Source organism: Helicobacter bilis, assembly GCF_900198365.1.
Taxonomy (GTDB): Bacteria; Campylobacterota; Campylobacteria; order Campylobacterales; family Helicobacteraceae; genus Helicobacter_A; species Helicobacter_A bilis_B.
This window is the reverse complement of the sequence record NZ_FZMS01000001.1, coordinates 1-14,447: the sequence shown is the minus strand read 5'-3', so window position 1 is coordinate 14,447 and position 14,447 is coordinate 1. Positions and strand designations below refer to the sequence as shown.

Below are 14,447 nucleotides of genomic sequence, written 5' to 3'. Positions count from 1 at the left end.
AGCTTAGATTCCCACCGCACTTAATGTTTGATACTTGCTTGTATATAGCTGTGCCTCAATCTTTCTCATTGTATCAATAGCAACTTGGACTACAATCAATACAGAAGTCCCACCAAACACAAAATGCACCCCTATACCTTTTAATAGAATCCATGGAATAGTAGAAATAATTGCAAGATATAAAGCACCCCAGAATGTTAAATGCCCCGCTACCTTATTGAGATAACTCGCGGTATTCTCTCCGGGTCGCAGTCCCGGTATATAGCCATTTTGTCGCTTAAGATTATCTGCTATATCTTTTGCGTTAAACACAATTGAAGAGTAAAAATACGCAAAAAAGATAATAAAGATAAACATAAGGATATTATAAAAATACGATGATGGGCTTATGTAATCTGCAATTATAACAAGCCATGAGTCACTATTTGCTTGATTTTCTGCAACTTGTTTTCCTGCAAATTGTTGCAATATGGTCGATGGAAAAACAAGCAAGGCTGAAGCAAAAATAGGTGGAATAACACCGCTTAAATTTATCTTAATTGGAATGTAGTTCATAATCCGCTTATGCTGATTTTGCATGATGACTTTACGCGCATAAGAGATAGGCACTCTTCTTTCACCAAGCTCAACATAAATAATAACAAACACGGTAATAAGGATAACCGCCAATACAAGTAATAGTTGGAATATGCTTTTTTCATTCTCACTTACCGCACTAAACTCCGCACCAATCGCACCCGGAATCCCAGATACAATCCCAGCAAAAATAATAAGGCTTATACCATTACCCACGCCTCTTTGTGTAATCTGCTCTCCTATCCACATGAGAAGCATCGTCCCAGCAAGCATAGAAATAACCGCAATAGACACAAATAAAGTCATATTATGCAACATAATAGCACTACCACCATCAATGCTTTGCAGACCATAGGATACACTGATTGCCTGCACGATTGTAATAAATATCGTAAGATAGCGGATAATCTGCATATACTGCTGCATACCATCTCTTTCTTTTTTCATCTTGCCGATATTTGCAAAAGTCGCTGATAAAAGCTCCATGATAATTGATGCGGTGATATAAGGCATGATACCAAGAGAGATAATACTAACGCGTTCCAACGCATTACCGCTAAACATATTAAAAAGTCCAAGCGCATTGCTTGCATTGCTATCAAAAATGCGTTTTAACACTTCAGCATCAACGCCGGGAACAGGAACATAAGATAGCATTCTATAAGCAAATAAGAATGCGAGAGTAATAAGAATTTTATTGAGAATACTTTTATTCATTAAGCTTGTCCAGTTACTACAACACTTTCATCACTGATTTTAGATTTTAGATTCTTTGCACTTGCCCCAATAAGCTTTACTTTTGTAACATATTTTGGGATTGTGTAGATCGAGCGTAAAGTCTCAAGGCTAATAGAATCTAGTGTTGCAACTTTTTTTTGTTTTTCAGCATTAATAACAAAAGGCTTTTCCACATGTGAGTTAAAACCAACTTTTGGCAATCTTCTTTGTAATGGTTGCTGTCCGCCCTCAAAGCCTCTTTTTGCTTTATAGCCTGTTCTTGCAGTTTGCCCTTTACCGCCACGAGTAGAAGTTTTACCCATGCCAGAACCCTGCCCTCGCCCTACTCTTTTAATGTCTTTTGTACTATTTTCAGCGGGTTTAATTTTTTCTAACATACTTTCTCCTTACGCCTTGATTCTAACAAGCGCATCAATAGTCGCACGCACTACATTGTATGGGTTATTAGAGCCAAGCGATTTTGTCAAAATATCTTTGATACCAGCAAGTTCTATAACAGGACGGGCACTTCCACCAGCGATAACACCAGTTCCCTCGCTTGCAGGCTTTAATAGAATCTTGCTTGCATTATATTTATGCTCAATATCATGTGCTATTGTTGTGCCTTTAATATTTACTTGCACAATATTTTTAAACGCATCATCAATTGCTTTTTTAATCGCATCGGGGACTTCTTTGGCTTTGCCTAAACCAAAGCCTACTAAGCCATTGCGATTACCAACAACAACAAGTGCATTAAAGCGGAATCTTCTACCACCTTTTACAACTTTTGTTACGCGTCCTATATTTACCACAACTTCACTAAATTCTTCTCTATTGATTTCCACTTGTCTCTCCTTATAGAGCTATGCCATTATTTCTTAAGCCATCAGCAAATGCAGCAACTACACCATGATACAAATATCCATTTCTATCAAACACAACTGCACTAATATTTTTTGCTTTTAAAAGCTTTGCAAATTCAGCACCCATTTTATTTGTGTCTTCTTTTGTATTGCCAACTTTTAATACCCTGCTATCAATAGCTGCGATTGTATGCCCTTTGCTATCATCAATAGCTTGTGCGTAAAAATGTTTATTTGAACGGAATACGCTTACTCGTGGCTTTGTCGCATTTCCATTGCATTGAGAACGGATACGCTTTTTACATTTTTCTCTTAGAATCTTTTTTTTCTCTAAAACTTTAGCTGTCATATTCTCACCTTATTATTTTTTAGAAGTTTTTCCTGCTTTACGCAATATCACTTCATCGCTGTATTTCACACCCTTACCTTTATATGGTTCTGGTGGTCTAAACTCTCTAATCTCTGCGGCAATTTGTCCAATTTGCTGTTTATCACTTCCTTTAATGGTAATGGTATTTTTTTCAACACCAATTTCAACATTTTCAGGGATAGGATACTTAATTGGGTGAGAGAAACCAAGCGCTAACTCTAGAGTCTTACCGCTTACATTTGCCTTATAACCCACACCATTGATCTCAAGTGTTTTTGTAAAGCCTTCATGCAAACCTACAACAATATTGTTTGCTAACGCACGATAAGTTCCCCAAAATGCACGAGATTGTGGCATATCGTCTAATAGTGAAAAAGATAATTGCTTATCCTCAAGCTTAATGCCAACTCTACCATGTGTCTCAAGCTCTTTGCTCTCTTTCTTGCCTTTGAAAATGATTTTACTATTATCAACCTTTACTTCAATACCATCTGGGATACTGATAGGCTTCTTACCAATTCTTGACATTTCTACTCCTACCAAATACTGCAGAGGGCTTCGCCTCCAACATTTGTTTTATAAGCTTCATCATTTGCGATTACACCTTTGCTTGTGCTAACAACGATGATTCCATAACCATTTTTAAATCTTTTTAATTCCTTAGAAGTTTTATATACTCTTCTTCCGGGCTTACTAATGCGAGTGATTTCATTAATCACAGAAACACCAGAATCATCATAAGCAAGTTGCACGAAAATGCTTTGTTTGCCGTCTTTATCATTGATTTTATAATCTTTAATAAAGCCTCTTTGCTTAAAAACTTCCATAATACTTGCAACAATTTTTGCATAATATAATTCAGTGCTATCGAGCTTTCTCATTGCTGCATTTCTAATCCGCGTAAGAGAATCTGCAATAATATCATTGACCATCTTTATCTCCTTACCAGCTTGCTTTTCTTAAACCGGGGATTAATCCCTCATTGCCCATTTTTCTTAAACATACACGACACAAAGAAAAATCACGATACACAGAATGTGGTCTGCCACATACTTGACAACGCGTATATTTGCGAACACTAAATTTTGCTTTTCTCTTTGCTTTTGCTATCATAGATTTCTTTGCCATAAATTATCTCCCTTTTGCAAACGGCATACCAAGTAACTCTAAAAGCTTAAAGGCTTCTTTATCGTCATCTGTGCTTGTTACAATCGTAATATTCATACCATGCGTAACCATAATATCATCATAAACAACTTCAGGAAACATAAGCTGCTCGTTTAAACCAAAGCTATAATTACCACGACCATCAAAGCCATTGCGAGGTATCCCTCTAAAGTCTTTCACTCTTGGCAATGCAATAACAATGAGTTTTTCTAAAAAGTTATACATCATATTGCCACGCAAAGTAACTTTTACACCCATTGGCATACCTTCACGCATTTTAAAACCTGCGACAGATTTTTTTGCCTTTGTGATAATTGCCTTTTGCCCTGCAATCAAAGAGATAGTATCAGCAATGTTTTGCATGATTTTTGCCTCTTTAGCATACTCACCAGCTCCTACGCTAATCACAATCTTTTCTAACTTTGGTAAAAGCATAGGATTCTTAATATCTAATGCTCTTTTAAGCTCTTCTCTAATCTCATTTTTATATCGTTCTTTTAAAGCATACATATTTCACTCCTATGATTTTTTTACATTAGAAATATGTATAGGCATTTCTTTTGCAACAAAACCACCTTTTTTATTATCATCTGTTGGCTTTACTGCCTTTTTTGCCACTTTACAATCTTTAACAATCAAAGTATTTTTCTTTGGGAACACAGCAAGAACTTCGCCGCTTTTACCCTTGTCATCACCAGCGATAATTGTTACCATATCGCCTTTTTTAATCTTTACCTTATTCACTATAATACCTCCGGAGCTAACGATACTATCTTCATAAAATTCGCATATCGCACTTCTCTACTAACTGGACCAAAAATACGAGTGCCAATAGGCTCTCTTTTTGCATCAAGCAATACTGCCGCATTATCATCAAAACGCACAAGAGAGCCATTGTCTCTGTGAATCTCTTTTTTTGTGCGGACAACAACGGCCTTTAGCACTTGCCCTTTTTTCACCTTGCCATTTGGGATAGCCTTTTTAACAGACACCACAATAACATCACCTACGCTTGCATATCGCTTATGACTACCGCCCAAAACTTTGATACACATAACTTCTTTTGCACCGCTATTGTCAGCAACGCTTAGTCTTGTAAAACTCTGTATCATTCTGACACTCCTACTACTACAATATCTTTCAATGTAAAGGCTTTGTGCTTAGAGATAGGTTTGCACTCAATCGCACTTACCACATCACCAATCTTTGCTTTATGCTCTTCATCATGAATGATATATTTTTTGAATCTTTTTACAATCTTGCGGTATTTTGGATGCACAACCTTTCGTTCTACTAAAATAACCGCACTTTTATTACCCGCAATACTTACGACCTTACCTTGTATTACTCTTTTATGTGCTTGCTTTTCACTCATAAACAATCCCTTAATTATTTTCTTCTAAATTGAGTTTAGCTGATATTGCTGTCGCAATACGCGCAATATCTTTACGCACAACGCTAATCTCGCTAGGCTTAGTTAGCTGTGCTGTTTTTAGCTTTATTCTCAAGGTAAATAACTCTGTTTTCTTATCTTTCAATAATTGCCTTAATTCTGGCAAATCCTTATCTTTCAAATCAGTATATTTCATTTTCACTCTCGCTCGTTACAATTTTTGTCTTAAATGGTAATTTACTTTGTGCTAATGCAAGCGCATCGCGTGCTGTTGCCTCATCAATACCAATCATCTCGTAGATAATACGACCGGGCTTAATATTCATAACCCATTTTTCAACGCTACCTTTACCTTTACCCATTCTCACTTCAAGTGGCTTTGCAGTCAAAGGCTTATCTGGGAAAACTCGTATCCATACCTTACCCGCCCTTTTTACATGGCGAGTCATAGCAATCCTTGCAGATTCTATCTGTCTTGAATCTATCCTGCCATGTTCAAGCGCTTTGATACCAATATCGCCAAATGCAAGGGCATTACCGCGATGAGATTTACCGCGATTTCTGCCTTTCATCTGCTTTCTATATTTTGTCCTTTTTGGCATTAACATAATCTATCTCCTTTTAGCTTTCGTGCGAGAATCTTTTGATTCTTCTCTGTCAGTCTGGATACCCTTTTGTAAAACTTCGCCTTTAAAGATCCAAACTTTTACACCAATGATTCCATAAGTCGTTGCCGCTTCAGCAAAACCATAATCAATTTTTGCACGCAGTGTATGCAAAGGCACTCTACCTTCCATATACCATTCTGTTCTCGCCATTTCAGCACCTGCTAAACGACCAGACACTTTTACCTTGATGCCTTTTGCACCAGACTTCATTGCTTGCTGCATAACCTTTTTCATCGCTCGTCTAAAAGCAACCCTACGCTCAAGCTGCATTGCAACACTCTCTGCTGCAAGCTGTGCGTTAGCTTGTGCTCTTTTTACTTCTTTAATGTTTATAGCAACATCTTTATTCACAAGCTTTCTTAAAGTTTCTTTTACTTTTTCAATATCCGCACCTTTTTTACCGATGATTAACCCCGGCTTTGCTGCTACAACAGTTACGCGAAGCTTTGTTGCCATGCGTTCAATGATAATTTCACTTACACTCGCATAATAAAGTTCTTTTTTCAAGAATTTACGAATAATGTGATCCTCGCCAATTCTCTCTGGTGTGTTTTGAGCGTTTGGAAACCATCTTGAAGTCCAATTTCTATTAATGCCTAATCTTAGTCCGATTGGATTGACTTTTTGACCCATTTACTTAACCTCACCTTTACTTTTTTTGCTTGTTTGTTTAGCTACCTTTTTTACCGCATTTACTTCCACATATATATGTGCCATAGGTTTGCGTATAGGAGTTGCCCTGCCTCTCGCCCTTGGCATGAAACGACGCAATACCGGACCTGCATCAACCCTACACGAAGTAACTTCGGCTCCAGTAGATTCAAACCCACCATTTGCAAGTGCTGATGCCAATGTTTTATAAATAGCTTTTGCTGCCTTGTTTGCAGTAAATTCTAAACTTGCTAATGCAACTTCAGCATTCATGCCTTGCACTTGTCTTGCGATTAAACGCGCCTTCGTGGGAGATAGACGCGCGTAACGCAAAATAGCTACACCGCCATTTGTTTGTTTTGTATTCTGTTTTTTAGCCATTGTCATCCCTCATTACTTACCAATTTTCTTTTGGACACTGCTCTTATGTCCTTTAAAAGTTCGCGTTGGGGCAAACTCACCAAGCTTATAGCCCACATGATTCTCTGTAACATACACAGGCACAAAAGTGCGACCATTATGCACACTGAAAGTTAATCCTATCATTTCTGGTAGGATAGTGCTTCTTCTTGACCATGTTTTAATGGGCTTATTATCTTTTGCGGCTTTTGCCTTTACTACTTTCTTTTCAAGATGAGTATCTATAAAAGGACCTTTTTTAATTGATCTTGCCATATTATTTCCTTACTTCTTTCGTCTTGATATGATAAGTCTATCACTTGCTTTTTTGCGTCTTGTCTTATAGCCTTTAGCTGGTGTTCCCCAAGGCGATACAGGATGACCGCTTGAGCCAGTTTTACCCTCACCACCACCATGTGGGTGATCTACTGGGTTCATAGCACTACCACGAGTTTGTGGGCGGATACCTCTATGACGATTCCTACCTGCCTTACCGATAGATATATTTGCAAAATCTTCATTCCCTACATTACCGATTGTCGCCATACACTCTTCTAAAATGTATCGCATTTCACCACTTGGCATACGCAAGATTGTATATTTACCTTCACGCCCCATAATCTGTGCTGACGCACCAGCACTTCTTGCTATCGCACCACCTGCTTGTGGGTGTAACTCAATGTTATGAACGATTGTTCCTATAGGGATATTTTTAAGCTTCATTGCAAAGCCCACCTTTACATCAAGCCCACCTTCAGCCGCGATAACCAAATCGCCAACTTTTAAGCCACTAGGCTGAATGATATAGCGTTTATCACCATCTTTATAGTTAATGAGAGCAATGCGACAATTTCTATATGGATCATACTCAATCGCTGCTACACGACCCTCAACATTAAATTTATTACGCTTGAAGTCAATGATTCTATAAAGCTTCTTTGCACCACCTTCTTTATGTCGGCTTGTGATTCTACCATTATTATTTCTACCTGCTGTTACAGGAAGTTTAACAAGAAGTTTTCTCACGCTAGGCTTTGCTGTAATATCAGCAGAGCTTAAACCTGACATAAATCTCCTACTAGGTGTATAGGGTTTATATGTTTTTACTGCCATGTTTGCTCCTTAACTATACGGCAAGCGAATCGATATTCGCACCTTCTGGAATCTTTACATAAAACTTTTTAAAATCAGCTCTTTGACCTTCTTTACCACGAAAACGCTTTGTTTTACCATCTTGTCTCAAAGAGTTTATTTTTAAAGGTGTAAAACCAAAATATTCTTTAAAGATTTGCTTTAATCTGTTTTTTGTCATGCGTGTAGAAGTTTGGACAACCATAACACCGCTTTCTTGCAATCCTAAAGATTTTTCTGTATATAAAATCGTTTTAATATCTGTTATATCTGCCATCTTAACCTCTTTTTACAAGTTCATCAAACACCGCTTTTTCAATCACAACGCTTCTAAATGCTGCTACAAGATATGCGTTTAACTCACTCGCATCAGCTAAATAACACGATTGTAAATTGCGGAATGCAAGAAATGTTTTTTCATTACTCACTTGTGTTACAAATAATGTGCTTCTTTGCCCTAGTGCTTTAAATTGTGCGAACGCATCTTTTGTTTTGCCACTTTCTACATTGATAGATTCTATGACAAAAAGTTTGCCTTCATTTGCCTTTTGTTGCAAAGCATATTCAAGTGCTAATCTTTTTTGCTTTTTATTAATCTTTAAATCATAGTTTCTGTTATTGCTTGGACCATGACTTACACCACCGCCAACAAACACAGGAGAAGTAATGCTACCAGCACGCGCCCTACCGCCACCTTTTTGAGCCCATGGCTTTTTACCGCCACCGCTTACTTTGCCTCTTGTTTTTGCTTGTGCGTTGTTCGCACGAAGACTAGCAAGATACGACTTTACATAAAGATACAAGTTGTGTTCTTTAATCTCTGCATAACGCTCTGGCAATGCTACTTCAGCACCTTTGACAAACTTGCCATCTAACATAATTGCCTTACTCATTATTTACTACCTTTTTTATCTAAAATAGTGATTTTACCATAAGCACCATTATACCCTGCCACAGAACCCTTTAATACAAGGATACCGCTTTGTGTATCAAAAGAAATAATCTCACTTCTCACACTCACAAGCTCATCACCATAATGTCCTGCCATTTTTTTACCCGGCTGAACTCGACCCGGCCACTCTCTATTCCCAATAGAACCAAGTCTTCTATGGAATCTACTACCATGTGCTGCTGGACCACCTTGAAAATTCCAACGCTTCATTGCACCACTAAAACCACGACCTTTTGTCTTAAAACTTGCTTTTACAACCTTGCCATCGCTAAGGCTAGACATATCTAAATCGCCAACTTCAGTATTTGCAACCTTTAGTGTAGCAAAGCGGTTAAATTCCTTGCTTAGATTATACTTCTTTTGATTGCCCTCAATGCTTTTATTGCATGTTTTTCCTTTAGAGTAGGCAACCAAAGCCTTACCATTTTCTTCTAGCTTACATACTTTAGCATTTAATACTTTTAGTAGCGTTACAGCTTGGCTAGGTGTAGCGATAATACGACTCATACCTACCTTTTGCACTATAAATTCCATTCTTATTTCCTTATACAACAAATACAAACTTATTTATCCATTGACATTACTTCAACATCAACCTCTGGGGCTAAGTCAAGCTTCATAAGACTATCAACGGTCTCTCCTGTCGCAGACATAATGTCGATGATTCTGCTGTGTATGCGTATCTCAAATTGCTCTCTAGAATCTTTATTGATATGCGGAGAACGCAAAACCGTATATCGTCTTTTTCTAGTTGGCAAGGGCACTGGTCCAATGATTTCAGAACCCGTCCTCTTTACCGCACTGACAATGGCTGCTATCGAGCGATCAAGCACTCTGTGATCATAAGCCTTCAACTTTAGCCTAATCTTTTGCATATTTTTCCTTTATAGTTAAGAACTCGCACTGCCAATACATACCCTAGTTTTGCATTGCCATGCTAAAATCTACAAAGTAAAATATCGCAGTGTCGTAAAAACAAAGACAAAATTCTAATAAAAAAAGTGTGTTAAGTCAATACATATCCGCATAAAATGCTGTATTTTTTATATTTTTTATTCCTTAGTATAAGGAAATTTTCTATTAAATATAATGCTTGGAGCAATAATGAGTCATTTGTTCGGTTGATATATGTCATAATTGTCGGACAATACAAAACTTAATAATTTGGATAATTTGACACTTCGCTATACCTACGATAAAGTCATACTCCATTGTATAATCTTATATTTTTTAGCAGGTCTGTAATTTGAATAGTTTTTTGGAACATCATTTGCTGGACAGCTACTTAGACATTAAGACGCTAAAAACACGTACCAAAAAAAAGACACAAATACACTGAAACAACAACTTATGCCAACTTTGACCGCAAGTTCATTAATTTAATTGTTTTATTTACAAAAAAAGGGTATAATGTTGGAGTTTTTCGGTTAAGTGTATTTTTGGAATTGGATTTGCTTAGCATGTCTTAATTTTGAATTTTTACATGGATATTAGGGAGAATACTATGGAAAGTCTATCAAAGGCATTAGGGACTTCTTTTGAAACATCAAAGGCGTATAATCTAGTGTATAATGCGCTTGATTATCGTTCTTTGCGACAAGACCTTATTGCAAGCAATATGGCAAATGTAGATACGCCTTTTTATCGTCCTAGAGATGTTCATTTCGAGGATATGCTTGCCGAGAAAGCGAGTCAGATTTTTGACAACAAGTCTCGAGCTGAAACCTTAAAACTAACTCAGGCGTTGCCACAGCATTTACCTAGCGGACTTGCAGATCCTTTGACTGGCTCTTTATTCTTTCGGGATGGACACCTTGCAAGGAATGATGGAAATAGCGTGGATTTGGATGTAGAAACAAGCGAGATGGGTAAAAACTCTGTTATGTATCAAGCACTTACTTCAGCGTTGAAAAAACATAAAGGGATTTTTGCTTACGCTTTAGAATCTAGTAAGAATTTATAGTGGCAGTATTGTGTTAGGTTAGAATAAAGGATTAGTCATGTTTATGAGTACTTTTGATATTAGTGGTTATGGTTTGTCGGCACAGAGGGTGCGCGTGAATGTCATTTCTGCAAACATTGCAAATGCAAACACTACGCGAACTGATGAGGGCGGACCATATAGGCGACAAGAGGTTGTATTTCGTGCCTTTGATTTTAATAAGCAATTAAATAAAAGGTTGGCAAAGGACAATAATCTTGTGGAATATAAAGATCCACTTGAAGAAGGTGCGTATGGCAAAAAGCCTGTGCCACCGATCACAAGTGTGTATATTGATAAGATTGTAAGGGACGATAATAAGCCGTTGATGAAGTATGATCCAACACACCCTGATGCAAATGCGCAAGGCTATGTTGCATACCCTAATGTTAATCCTGTTGTCGAAATGGCCGATTTAGTAGAAGCCACTAGAGCATATCAAGCGAATGTGGCGGCATTTCAAAGTGCGAAAAACATGGCAAGCAATGCTATCACTATGTTTCAAGCGTAAATTTAATATTAAGGAGAAATAATGGCACAAGTTACACATATTGCAGCACCCGGTCTTGCTGATATTTCTCTAACAGATGTAAGCAATGAGGTTAGAGGAAGACAAGGCGATTTTTCATCGCTATTGAAGCAGTCTCTTGATGAACTCAATGCTTCTCAAGAAGTATCAGACAGAGCGTTGGCAGACATGGCAAGCGGACAGGTTAAGGATTTACACCAAGCAGCCATCACTATTGGTAAAGCAGAAACCAGCATGAAGCTTATGCTTGAAGTGCGAAATAAGGCTATCAGTGCGTATAAAGAGATTTTACGCACTCAAATTTAATTTTGCTTAAAAGAATTTAGTGGATTGTTGCTTTTAGATGCGTGGGAGCTTTGGTGGAGATTCTAAAAGTAATGAGAAAATTACTTTAAAGGATAGCTTAGAGGATAACCATTCACTAAACAAAAATCAAATAAGCAAATCCAACCGCCCTACCCCACAGCAATCACAAAATAGTAATGCAAATGTCTATCTTTTCCCATCTAATAACAATATTGATGAGAATCTTCGCTCAAGCAATGACAGAGATTATGCTGCAGCAGATTCTGTTCGTGTTAAAATACCGCAAAACCCCACAAACTCACACTCCAGCAACAGCCAAACACAACTAGATAAAAATCAAGAAAATATTGATTCCATAATGCTTGATAGCATTGCGGAAAATCGTTTCCGCCTATATGATACACCAAATGAAAATTCTTTTAAAATCACAACTCTTTCAAACAATGAGCGTGAAAAACGCAAAATTCAACAAGATGAAGTCATACCGCGAAAAGTCCAAAAGACAGAACAAGTCGATGAAAATGAAGAAAATATAAGCGAAGAGGCAAAAACGCAAAAAGCATGGCGACTTTTCCTAGTGCTTGGGACATTCGCCCTTTGTTTTGTTGTATTTATACTCGCAGTATATGCAAAAATCATTGCAAAACCACCAAATATGGATCCCTACAATAAAAAGTCAAGGGATTACCCTTGGTCTGTGAAGGCAGATGTAGATATTGCTATGCGAGGACAAATATCAAGCCTAGATAATTATATCCTTGCGACAAGCAAAAAGCTATACAGGGTAAGCATTTATGTCCCTTCCATATACGAAGAAAAAAGGGAATTACTATTTCAGCTCTTGCATCTTTATGCGGATTTTGACATAAAATCTTTGCGGGATTCAATAGAAAAAGGTGGTAATGCCCTAATTGCTACAAATGTAAATTCCATTGATGCGGCAAATTTACGCATTTTAAATCAAAAGTTAGCGCGTTTGGGCGTGTATAAGAAATGCACTTTTACCTATATCAATAAAACAAGTTTGCAAGACGGAGAGATCAAAACACTTTATGCACGCGCTCAAGTTACACATGAAAAAGGCAGTCAAACCCCACTTGATATAGAAGTCTTACAAACCATGCAATCCTTTGAAAATGGCGATATAACAGAAGAAAATACCCTTGAAAAATTAAATGTGCTATTGGTAGAATACAAAAATAAAGATATAGACCTATCAAAAGAATGTTATACGCCTATTTTTACCTACAATTCTGATGTGAAAAATAATGCAAGCACAAGGATTGATAGGGGGCTTGACATTGCTGTTGAAAAGATAGAAAGGACATATCCTTTTAAGAATCTTATGCAGCCATTACTAGGCTTTACAAACTATGGCAAAAAGATAATAAACGACAAAATGTATGATGATAAAATGAAGCTTGTAGCCCAGTCTGGCGTTGAAAAGTATCGAGATGGAATCTTATCGCCAAAACGCGATGGCAAGATTTTGGGTATGGCAGATAAAGGTGGAAATATCATATTAAATCGTCATGCAAAGACGCACGAAAGGACAGATGGATTCCAAGTGCAGCTTACCATACCACTAACTTTGCAGTCAAAAATACAAGATATACTCAATGACGCACATAAAAAATACAAAGCAGAACAAATTGTAGCAGGTATCATGGACCCAACTACAGGCGAGATTCTAGCACTTGCCTCTTCATCATCTTTTAACCCAAATATAGGCAAACGCGACAAAGACATAGCAAGCAAAATGCGTGTAGCAGCAGCCGAACGCTCATTTGAACCCGGTAGCACCATTAAGCCGCTTATATTTGCCTATCTAGCAAATAAAAAGTGGATTAACTTTCAAGAGAACTTTGACCTGCATGATGGAATCTATCAATTACGCACCTATACCATACGAGATTCTACCCCGCTAAAAAGTGCAACAGCAGAGCAGATTCTCATCAAATCAAGCAATATTGGTATGACAAAACTCACACGCAATCTAAGTGGGAAGCAAATGCAAGATATGTTTCAAACCTTTGGTATCGGTGAAAGCACAGGCATTGATATAGCAAACGAAGCCACGGGGCTATTGCCTAAGCCAAGCATTCTAAATAGAGAGGTAGAAAAAGGAACGGCAAGCTATGGCTATGGATTGCGTATGACTTTTATCCAGCTATTGCGTAGTTATGCACCTTTTAATAATGGCGGCTTTCTTGTAACACCGCATGTAACAAAGCATTTCATAGCCCCAGATTCAAAGATTTTCTATCCAAGTATAGAATCTCCTAGGCAAATCATTAGCGCAGAAAATGCCGCATACATGCAAAAGATTTTACATCGCGTGGTGAAGGAAGGTACAGGTAAAAGGGCTGATGTCGCAGGGCTTATTGTAGGCGGTAAAACAGGGACAGCAAGAGAAAGAAAAGATGGTGAGACCATCTATAATGGCTCATTTTTTGGCTATGCAAGCGATGGCAAAAAAACATATACCATCGGCGTAGTTACTTATGGCTCACAAGCAAATGAAGACTACTATGCAGGACAAACCGCCGCCCCAGTTTTTGCAAAAATCGCCGACCTATTAGCACAAGAGGGATATTTGGAGCGTAAATAGCATAGATAACTCTTTATAATTATATTATCATTGCTTACAATATATCATAACCGCGCATTGACACGCCTTCGAACTATTGGGTCGGAACCAAACAAACATGAAAACCAATTTCCACCACTCTAAAACAAAC

The 14,447-nt window shown here is 37.7% G+C and carries 25 protein-coding genes; 4 read left to right on the top strand and 21 right to left on the bottom strand.

Features of this window, described 5'->3' with window-relative positions; translation table 11 throughout:
* Window positions 1-3: 3 nt before the first annotated feature.
* From secY to rpsJ, 21 genes are read right to left on the bottom strand one after another with little or no spacing between them, the layout of a single operon-like run.
* A complete protein-coding gene (gene secY, locus C6H08_RS00125; protein WP_004086471.1) occupies window positions 4-1,293 on the bottom strand; it encodes a preprotein translocase subunit SecY in 1,290 nt (429 codons plus the stop codon).
* A complete protein-coding gene (gene rplO / locus C6H08_RS00120) occupies window positions 1,293-1,691 on the bottom strand; it encodes a 50S ribosomal protein L15 (protein ID WP_034565187.1) in 399 nt (132 codons plus the stop codon). The genes secY and rplO overlap by 1 nt, the downstream gene beginning before the upstream one ends.
* A 9-nt stretch (window positions 1,692-1,700) precedes the next feature.
* A complete protein-coding gene (gene rpsE, locus C6H08_RS00115) occupies window positions 1,701-2,141 on the bottom strand; it encodes a 30S ribosomal protein S5 (RefSeq protein WP_034565189.1) in 441 nt (146 codons plus the stop codon).
* Window positions 2,142-2,151: 10 nt separating this feature from the next.
* Window positions 2,152-2,508, bottom strand: a complete 357-nt coding sequence (rplR, locus tag C6H08_RS00110) for a 50S ribosomal protein L18 (RefSeq protein ID WP_034565191.1) — start codon at window positions 2,506-2,508, stop codon at window positions 2,152-2,154.
* Between the two features lie 12 nt (window positions 2,509-2,520).
* On the bottom strand, window positions 2,521-3,057 hold the full coding sequence (gene rplF, locus C6H08_RS00105) for a 50S ribosomal protein L6 (RefSeq protein ID WP_004086460.1): 537 nt from the start codon (window positions 3,055-3,057) through the stop codon (window positions 2,521-2,523).
* Window positions 3,058-3,065: 8 nt separating this feature from the next.
* Window positions 3,066-3,461, bottom strand: a complete 396-nt coding sequence (gene rpsH, locus C6H08_RS00100) for a 30S ribosomal protein S8 (protein ID WP_004086457.1) — start codon at window positions 3,459-3,461, stop codon at window positions 3,066-3,068.
* A 10-nt stretch (window positions 3,462-3,471) separates the two neighbouring features.
* Complete coding sequence (locus C6H08_RS00095) at window positions 3,472-3,657, bottom strand: type Z 30S ribosomal protein S14 (protein WP_004086455.1); 186 nt, start codon at window positions 3,655-3,657, stop codon at window positions 3,472-3,474.
* A 3-nt stretch (window positions 3,658-3,660) separates the two neighbouring features.
* On the bottom strand, window positions 3,661-4,206 hold the full coding sequence (gene rplE, locus C6H08_RS00090) for a 50S ribosomal protein L5 (RefSeq protein ID WP_034565193.1): 546 nt from the start codon (window positions 4,204-4,206) through the stop codon (window positions 3,661-3,663).
* Window positions 4,207-4,215: 9 nt separating this feature from the next.
* Window positions 4,216-4,440: a 50S ribosomal protein L24 gene (rplX, locus tag C6H08_RS00085; RefSeq protein ID WP_004086449.1), complete on the bottom strand. Its 225-nt coding sequence runs from the start codon at window positions 4,438-4,440 to the stop codon at window positions 4,216-4,218.
* The gene (rplN, locus tag C6H08_RS00080) at window positions 4,440-4,808 is read right to left on the bottom strand and encodes a 50S ribosomal protein L14 (protein WP_004086448.1); all 369 of its coding nucleotides are present in this window, start codon (window positions 4,806-4,808) and stop codon (window positions 4,440-4,442) included. The genes rplX and rplN overlap by 1 nt, the downstream gene beginning before the upstream one ends.
* A complete protein-coding gene (gene rpsQ, locus C6H08_RS00075) occupies window positions 4,805-5,071 on the bottom strand; it encodes a 30S ribosomal protein S17 (protein WP_034565195.1) in 267 nt (88 codons plus the stop codon). The genes rplN and rpsQ overlap by 4 nt, the downstream gene beginning before the upstream one ends.
* 10 nt (window positions 5,072-5,081) lie before the next feature.
* Window positions 5,082-5,285 carry a 50S ribosomal protein L29 gene (rpmC, locus tag C6H08_RS00070; protein ID WP_004086444.1) on the bottom strand — a complete coding sequence of 68 codons (204 nt, stop codon included), beginning with the start codon at window positions 5,283-5,285 and terminating at the stop codon, window positions 5,082-5,084.
* Entirely contained in the window at window positions 5,272-5,697 is a 426-nt protein-coding gene (gene rplP, locus C6H08_RS00065) for a 50S ribosomal protein L16 (protein WP_004086442.1), read from the bottom strand. The genes rpmC and rplP overlap by 14 nt, the downstream gene beginning before the upstream one ends.
* Window positions 5,698-5,700: 3 nt before the next feature.
* Window positions 5,701-6,390, bottom strand: a complete 690-nt coding sequence (gene rpsC / locus C6H08_RS00060) for a 30S ribosomal protein S3 (RefSeq protein WP_034565201.1) — start codon at window positions 6,388-6,390, stop codon at window positions 5,701-5,703.
* Complete coding sequence (gene rplV, locus C6H08_RS00055) at window positions 6,391-6,789, bottom strand: 50S ribosomal protein L22 (RefSeq protein ID WP_052092955.1); 399 nt, start codon at window positions 6,787-6,789, stop codon at window positions 6,391-6,393.
* A 12-nt stretch (window positions 6,790-6,801) separates the two neighbouring features.
* Entirely contained in the window at window positions 6,802-7,083 is a 282-nt protein-coding gene (gene rpsS / locus C6H08_RS00050) for a 30S ribosomal protein S19 (protein ID WP_034565203.1), read from the bottom strand.
* A 9-nt stretch (window positions 7,084-7,092) separates the two neighbouring features.
* On the bottom strand, window positions 7,093-7,920 hold the full coding sequence (gene rplB, locus C6H08_RS00045; RefSeq protein ID WP_004086435.1) for a 50S ribosomal protein L2: 828 nt from the start codon (window positions 7,918-7,920) through the stop codon (window positions 7,093-7,095).
* A gap of 13 nt (window positions 7,921-7,933) precedes the next feature.
* Window positions 7,934-8,215, bottom strand: a complete 282-nt coding sequence (locus tag C6H08_RS00040) for a 50S ribosomal protein L23 (protein WP_004086433.1) — start codon at window positions 8,213-8,215, stop codon at window positions 7,934-7,936.
* Window position 8,216: 1 nt separating this feature from the next.
* Window positions 8,217-8,831: a 50S ribosomal protein L4 gene (gene rplD / locus C6H08_RS00035; RefSeq protein ID WP_034565204.1), complete on the bottom strand. Its 615-nt coding sequence runs from the start codon at window positions 8,829-8,831 to the stop codon at window positions 8,217-8,219.
* Entirely contained in the window at window positions 8,831-9,424 is a 594-nt protein-coding gene (gene rplC, locus C6H08_RS00030; RefSeq protein WP_034565206.1) for a 50S ribosomal protein L3, read from the bottom strand. The genes rplD and rplC overlap by 1 nt, the downstream gene beginning before the upstream one ends.
* Window positions 9,425-9,453: 29 nt before the next feature.
* Window positions 9,454-9,765 carry a 30S ribosomal protein S10 gene (gene rpsJ, locus C6H08_RS00025; RefSeq protein WP_004086428.1) on the bottom strand — a complete coding sequence of 104 codons (312 nt, stop codon included), beginning with the start codon at window positions 9,763-9,765 and terminating at the stop codon, window positions 9,454-9,456.
* A gap of 629 nt (window positions 9,766-10,394) precedes the next feature.
* Here rpsJ and flgB point away from each other — a divergent pair.
* From flgB to C6H08_RS00005, 4 genes are read left to right on the top strand one after another with little or no spacing between them, the layout of a single operon-like run.
* Complete coding sequence (gene flgB, locus C6H08_RS00020; protein WP_052100047.1) at window positions 10,395-10,853, top strand: flagellar basal body rod protein FlgB; 459 nt, start codon at window positions 10,395-10,397, stop codon at window positions 10,851-10,853.
* A gap of 37 nt (window positions 10,854-10,890) precedes the next feature.
* Window positions 10,891-11,382 carry a flagellar basal body rod protein FlgC gene (gene flgC, locus C6H08_RS00015; RefSeq protein WP_005216538.1) on the top strand — a complete coding sequence of 164 codons (492 nt, stop codon included), beginning with the start codon at window positions 10,891-10,893 and terminating at the stop codon, window positions 11,380-11,382.
* Window positions 11,383-11,403: 21 nt separating this feature from the next.
* On the top strand, window positions 11,404-11,706 hold the full coding sequence (fliE, locus tag C6H08_RS00010; protein WP_004086421.1) for a flagellar hook-basal body complex protein FliE: 303 nt from the start codon (window positions 11,404-11,406) through the stop codon (window positions 11,704-11,706).
* Between the two features lie 37 nt (window positions 11,707-11,743).
* Complete coding sequence (locus C6H08_RS00005) at window positions 11,744-14,317, top strand: peptidoglycan D,D-transpeptidase FtsI family protein (RefSeq protein WP_034580257.1); 2,574 nt, start codon at window positions 11,744-11,746, stop codon at window positions 14,315-14,317.
* Window positions 14,318-14,447: the final 130 nt, after the last annotated feature.

What these genes read in the sequence shown, in the direction of transcription:
- rplB (WP_004086435.1), bottom strand. Translation starts at nt 7,920, where the DNA reads ATGGCAGTAAAAACATATAAACCCTATACACCTAGTAGGAGATTTATG.
- rpsC (WP_034565201.1), bottom strand. Translation starts at nt 6,390, where the DNA reads ATGGGTCAAAAAGTCAATCCAATCGGACTAAGATTAGGCATTAATAGA.
- rplN (WP_004086448.1), bottom strand. Translation starts at nt 4,808, where the DNA reads ATGATACAGAGTTTTACAAGACTAAGCGTTGCTGACAATAGCGGTGCA.
- C6H08_RS00095 (WP_004086455.1), bottom strand. Translation starts at nt 3,657, where the DNA reads ATGGCAAAGAAATCTATGATAGCAAAAGCAAAGAGAAAAGCAAAATTT.
- flgC (WP_005216538.1), top strand. Translation starts at nt 10,891, where the DNA reads ATGTTTATGAGTACTTTTGATATTAGTGGTTATGGTTTGTCGGCACAG.
- rplV (WP_052092955.1), bottom strand. Translation starts at nt 6,789, where the DNA reads ATGGCTAAAAAACAGAATACAAAACAAACAAATGGCGGTGTAGCTATT.
- rplO (WP_034565187.1), bottom strand. Translation starts at nt 1,691, where the DNA reads ATGTTAGAAAAAATTAAACCCGCTGAAAATAGTACAAAAGACATTAAA.
- flgB (WP_052100047.1), top strand. Translation starts at nt 10,395, where the DNA reads ATGGAAAGTCTATCAAAGGCATTAGGGACTTCTTTTGAAACATCAAAG.
- rplP (WP_004086442.1), bottom strand. Translation starts at nt 5,697, where the DNA reads ATGTTAATGCCAAAAAGGACAAAATATAGAAAGCAGATGAAAGGCAGA.
- C6H08_RS00005 (WP_034580257.1), top strand. Translation starts at nt 11,744, where the DNA reads ATGCGTGGGAGCTTTGGTGGAGATTCTAAAAGTAATGAGAAAATTACT.
- rpsH (WP_004086457.1), bottom strand. Translation starts at nt 3,461, where the DNA reads ATGGTCAATGATATTATTGCAGATTCTCTTACGCGGATTAGAAATGCA.
- rpsJ (WP_004086428.1), bottom strand. Translation starts at nt 9,765, where the DNA reads ATGCAAAAGATTAGGCTAAAGTTGAAGGCTTATGATCACAGAGTGCTT.
- secY (WP_004086471.1), bottom strand. Translation starts at nt 1,293, where the DNA reads ATGAATAAAAGTATTCTCAATAAAATTCTTATTACTCTCGCATTCTTA.
- rplE (WP_034565193.1), bottom strand. Translation starts at nt 4,206, where the DNA reads ATGTATGCTTTAAAAGAACGATATAAAAATGAGATTAGAGAAGAGCTT.
- rplR (WP_034565191.1), bottom strand. Translation starts at nt 2,508, where the DNA reads ATGACAGCTAAAGTTTTAGAGAAAAAAAAGATTCTAAGAGAAAAATGT.
- rplF (WP_004086460.1), bottom strand. Translation starts at nt 3,057, where the DNA reads ATGTCAAGAATTGGTAAGAAGCCTATCAGTATCCCAGATGGTATTGAA.
- rpsQ (WP_034565195.1), bottom strand. Translation starts at nt 5,071, where the DNA reads ATGAGTGAAAAGCAAGCACATAAAAGAGTAATACAAGGTAAGGTCGTA.
- rpsS (WP_034565203.1), bottom strand. Translation starts at nt 7,083, where the DNA reads ATGGCAAGATCAATTAAAAAAGGTCCTTTTATAGATACTCATCTTGAA.
- rplC (WP_034565206.1), bottom strand. Translation starts at nt 9,424, where the DNA reads ATGGAATTTATAGTGCAAAAGGTAGGTATGAGTCGTATTATCGCTACA.
- rpmC (WP_004086444.1), bottom strand. Translation starts at nt 5,285, where the DNA reads ATGAAATATACTGATTTGAAAGATAAGGATTTGCCAGAATTAAGGCAA.
- C6H08_RS00040 (WP_004086433.1), bottom strand. Translation starts at nt 8,215, where the DNA reads ATGGCAGATATAACAGATATTAAAACGATTTTATATACAGAAAAATCT.
- fliE (WP_004086421.1), top strand. Translation starts at nt 11,404, where the DNA reads ATGGCACAAGTTACACATATTGCAGCACCCGGTCTTGCTGATATTTCT.
- rplD (WP_034565204.1), bottom strand. Translation starts at nt 8,831, where the DNA reads ATGAGTAAGGCAATTATGTTAGATGGCAAGTTTGTCAAAGGTGCTGAA.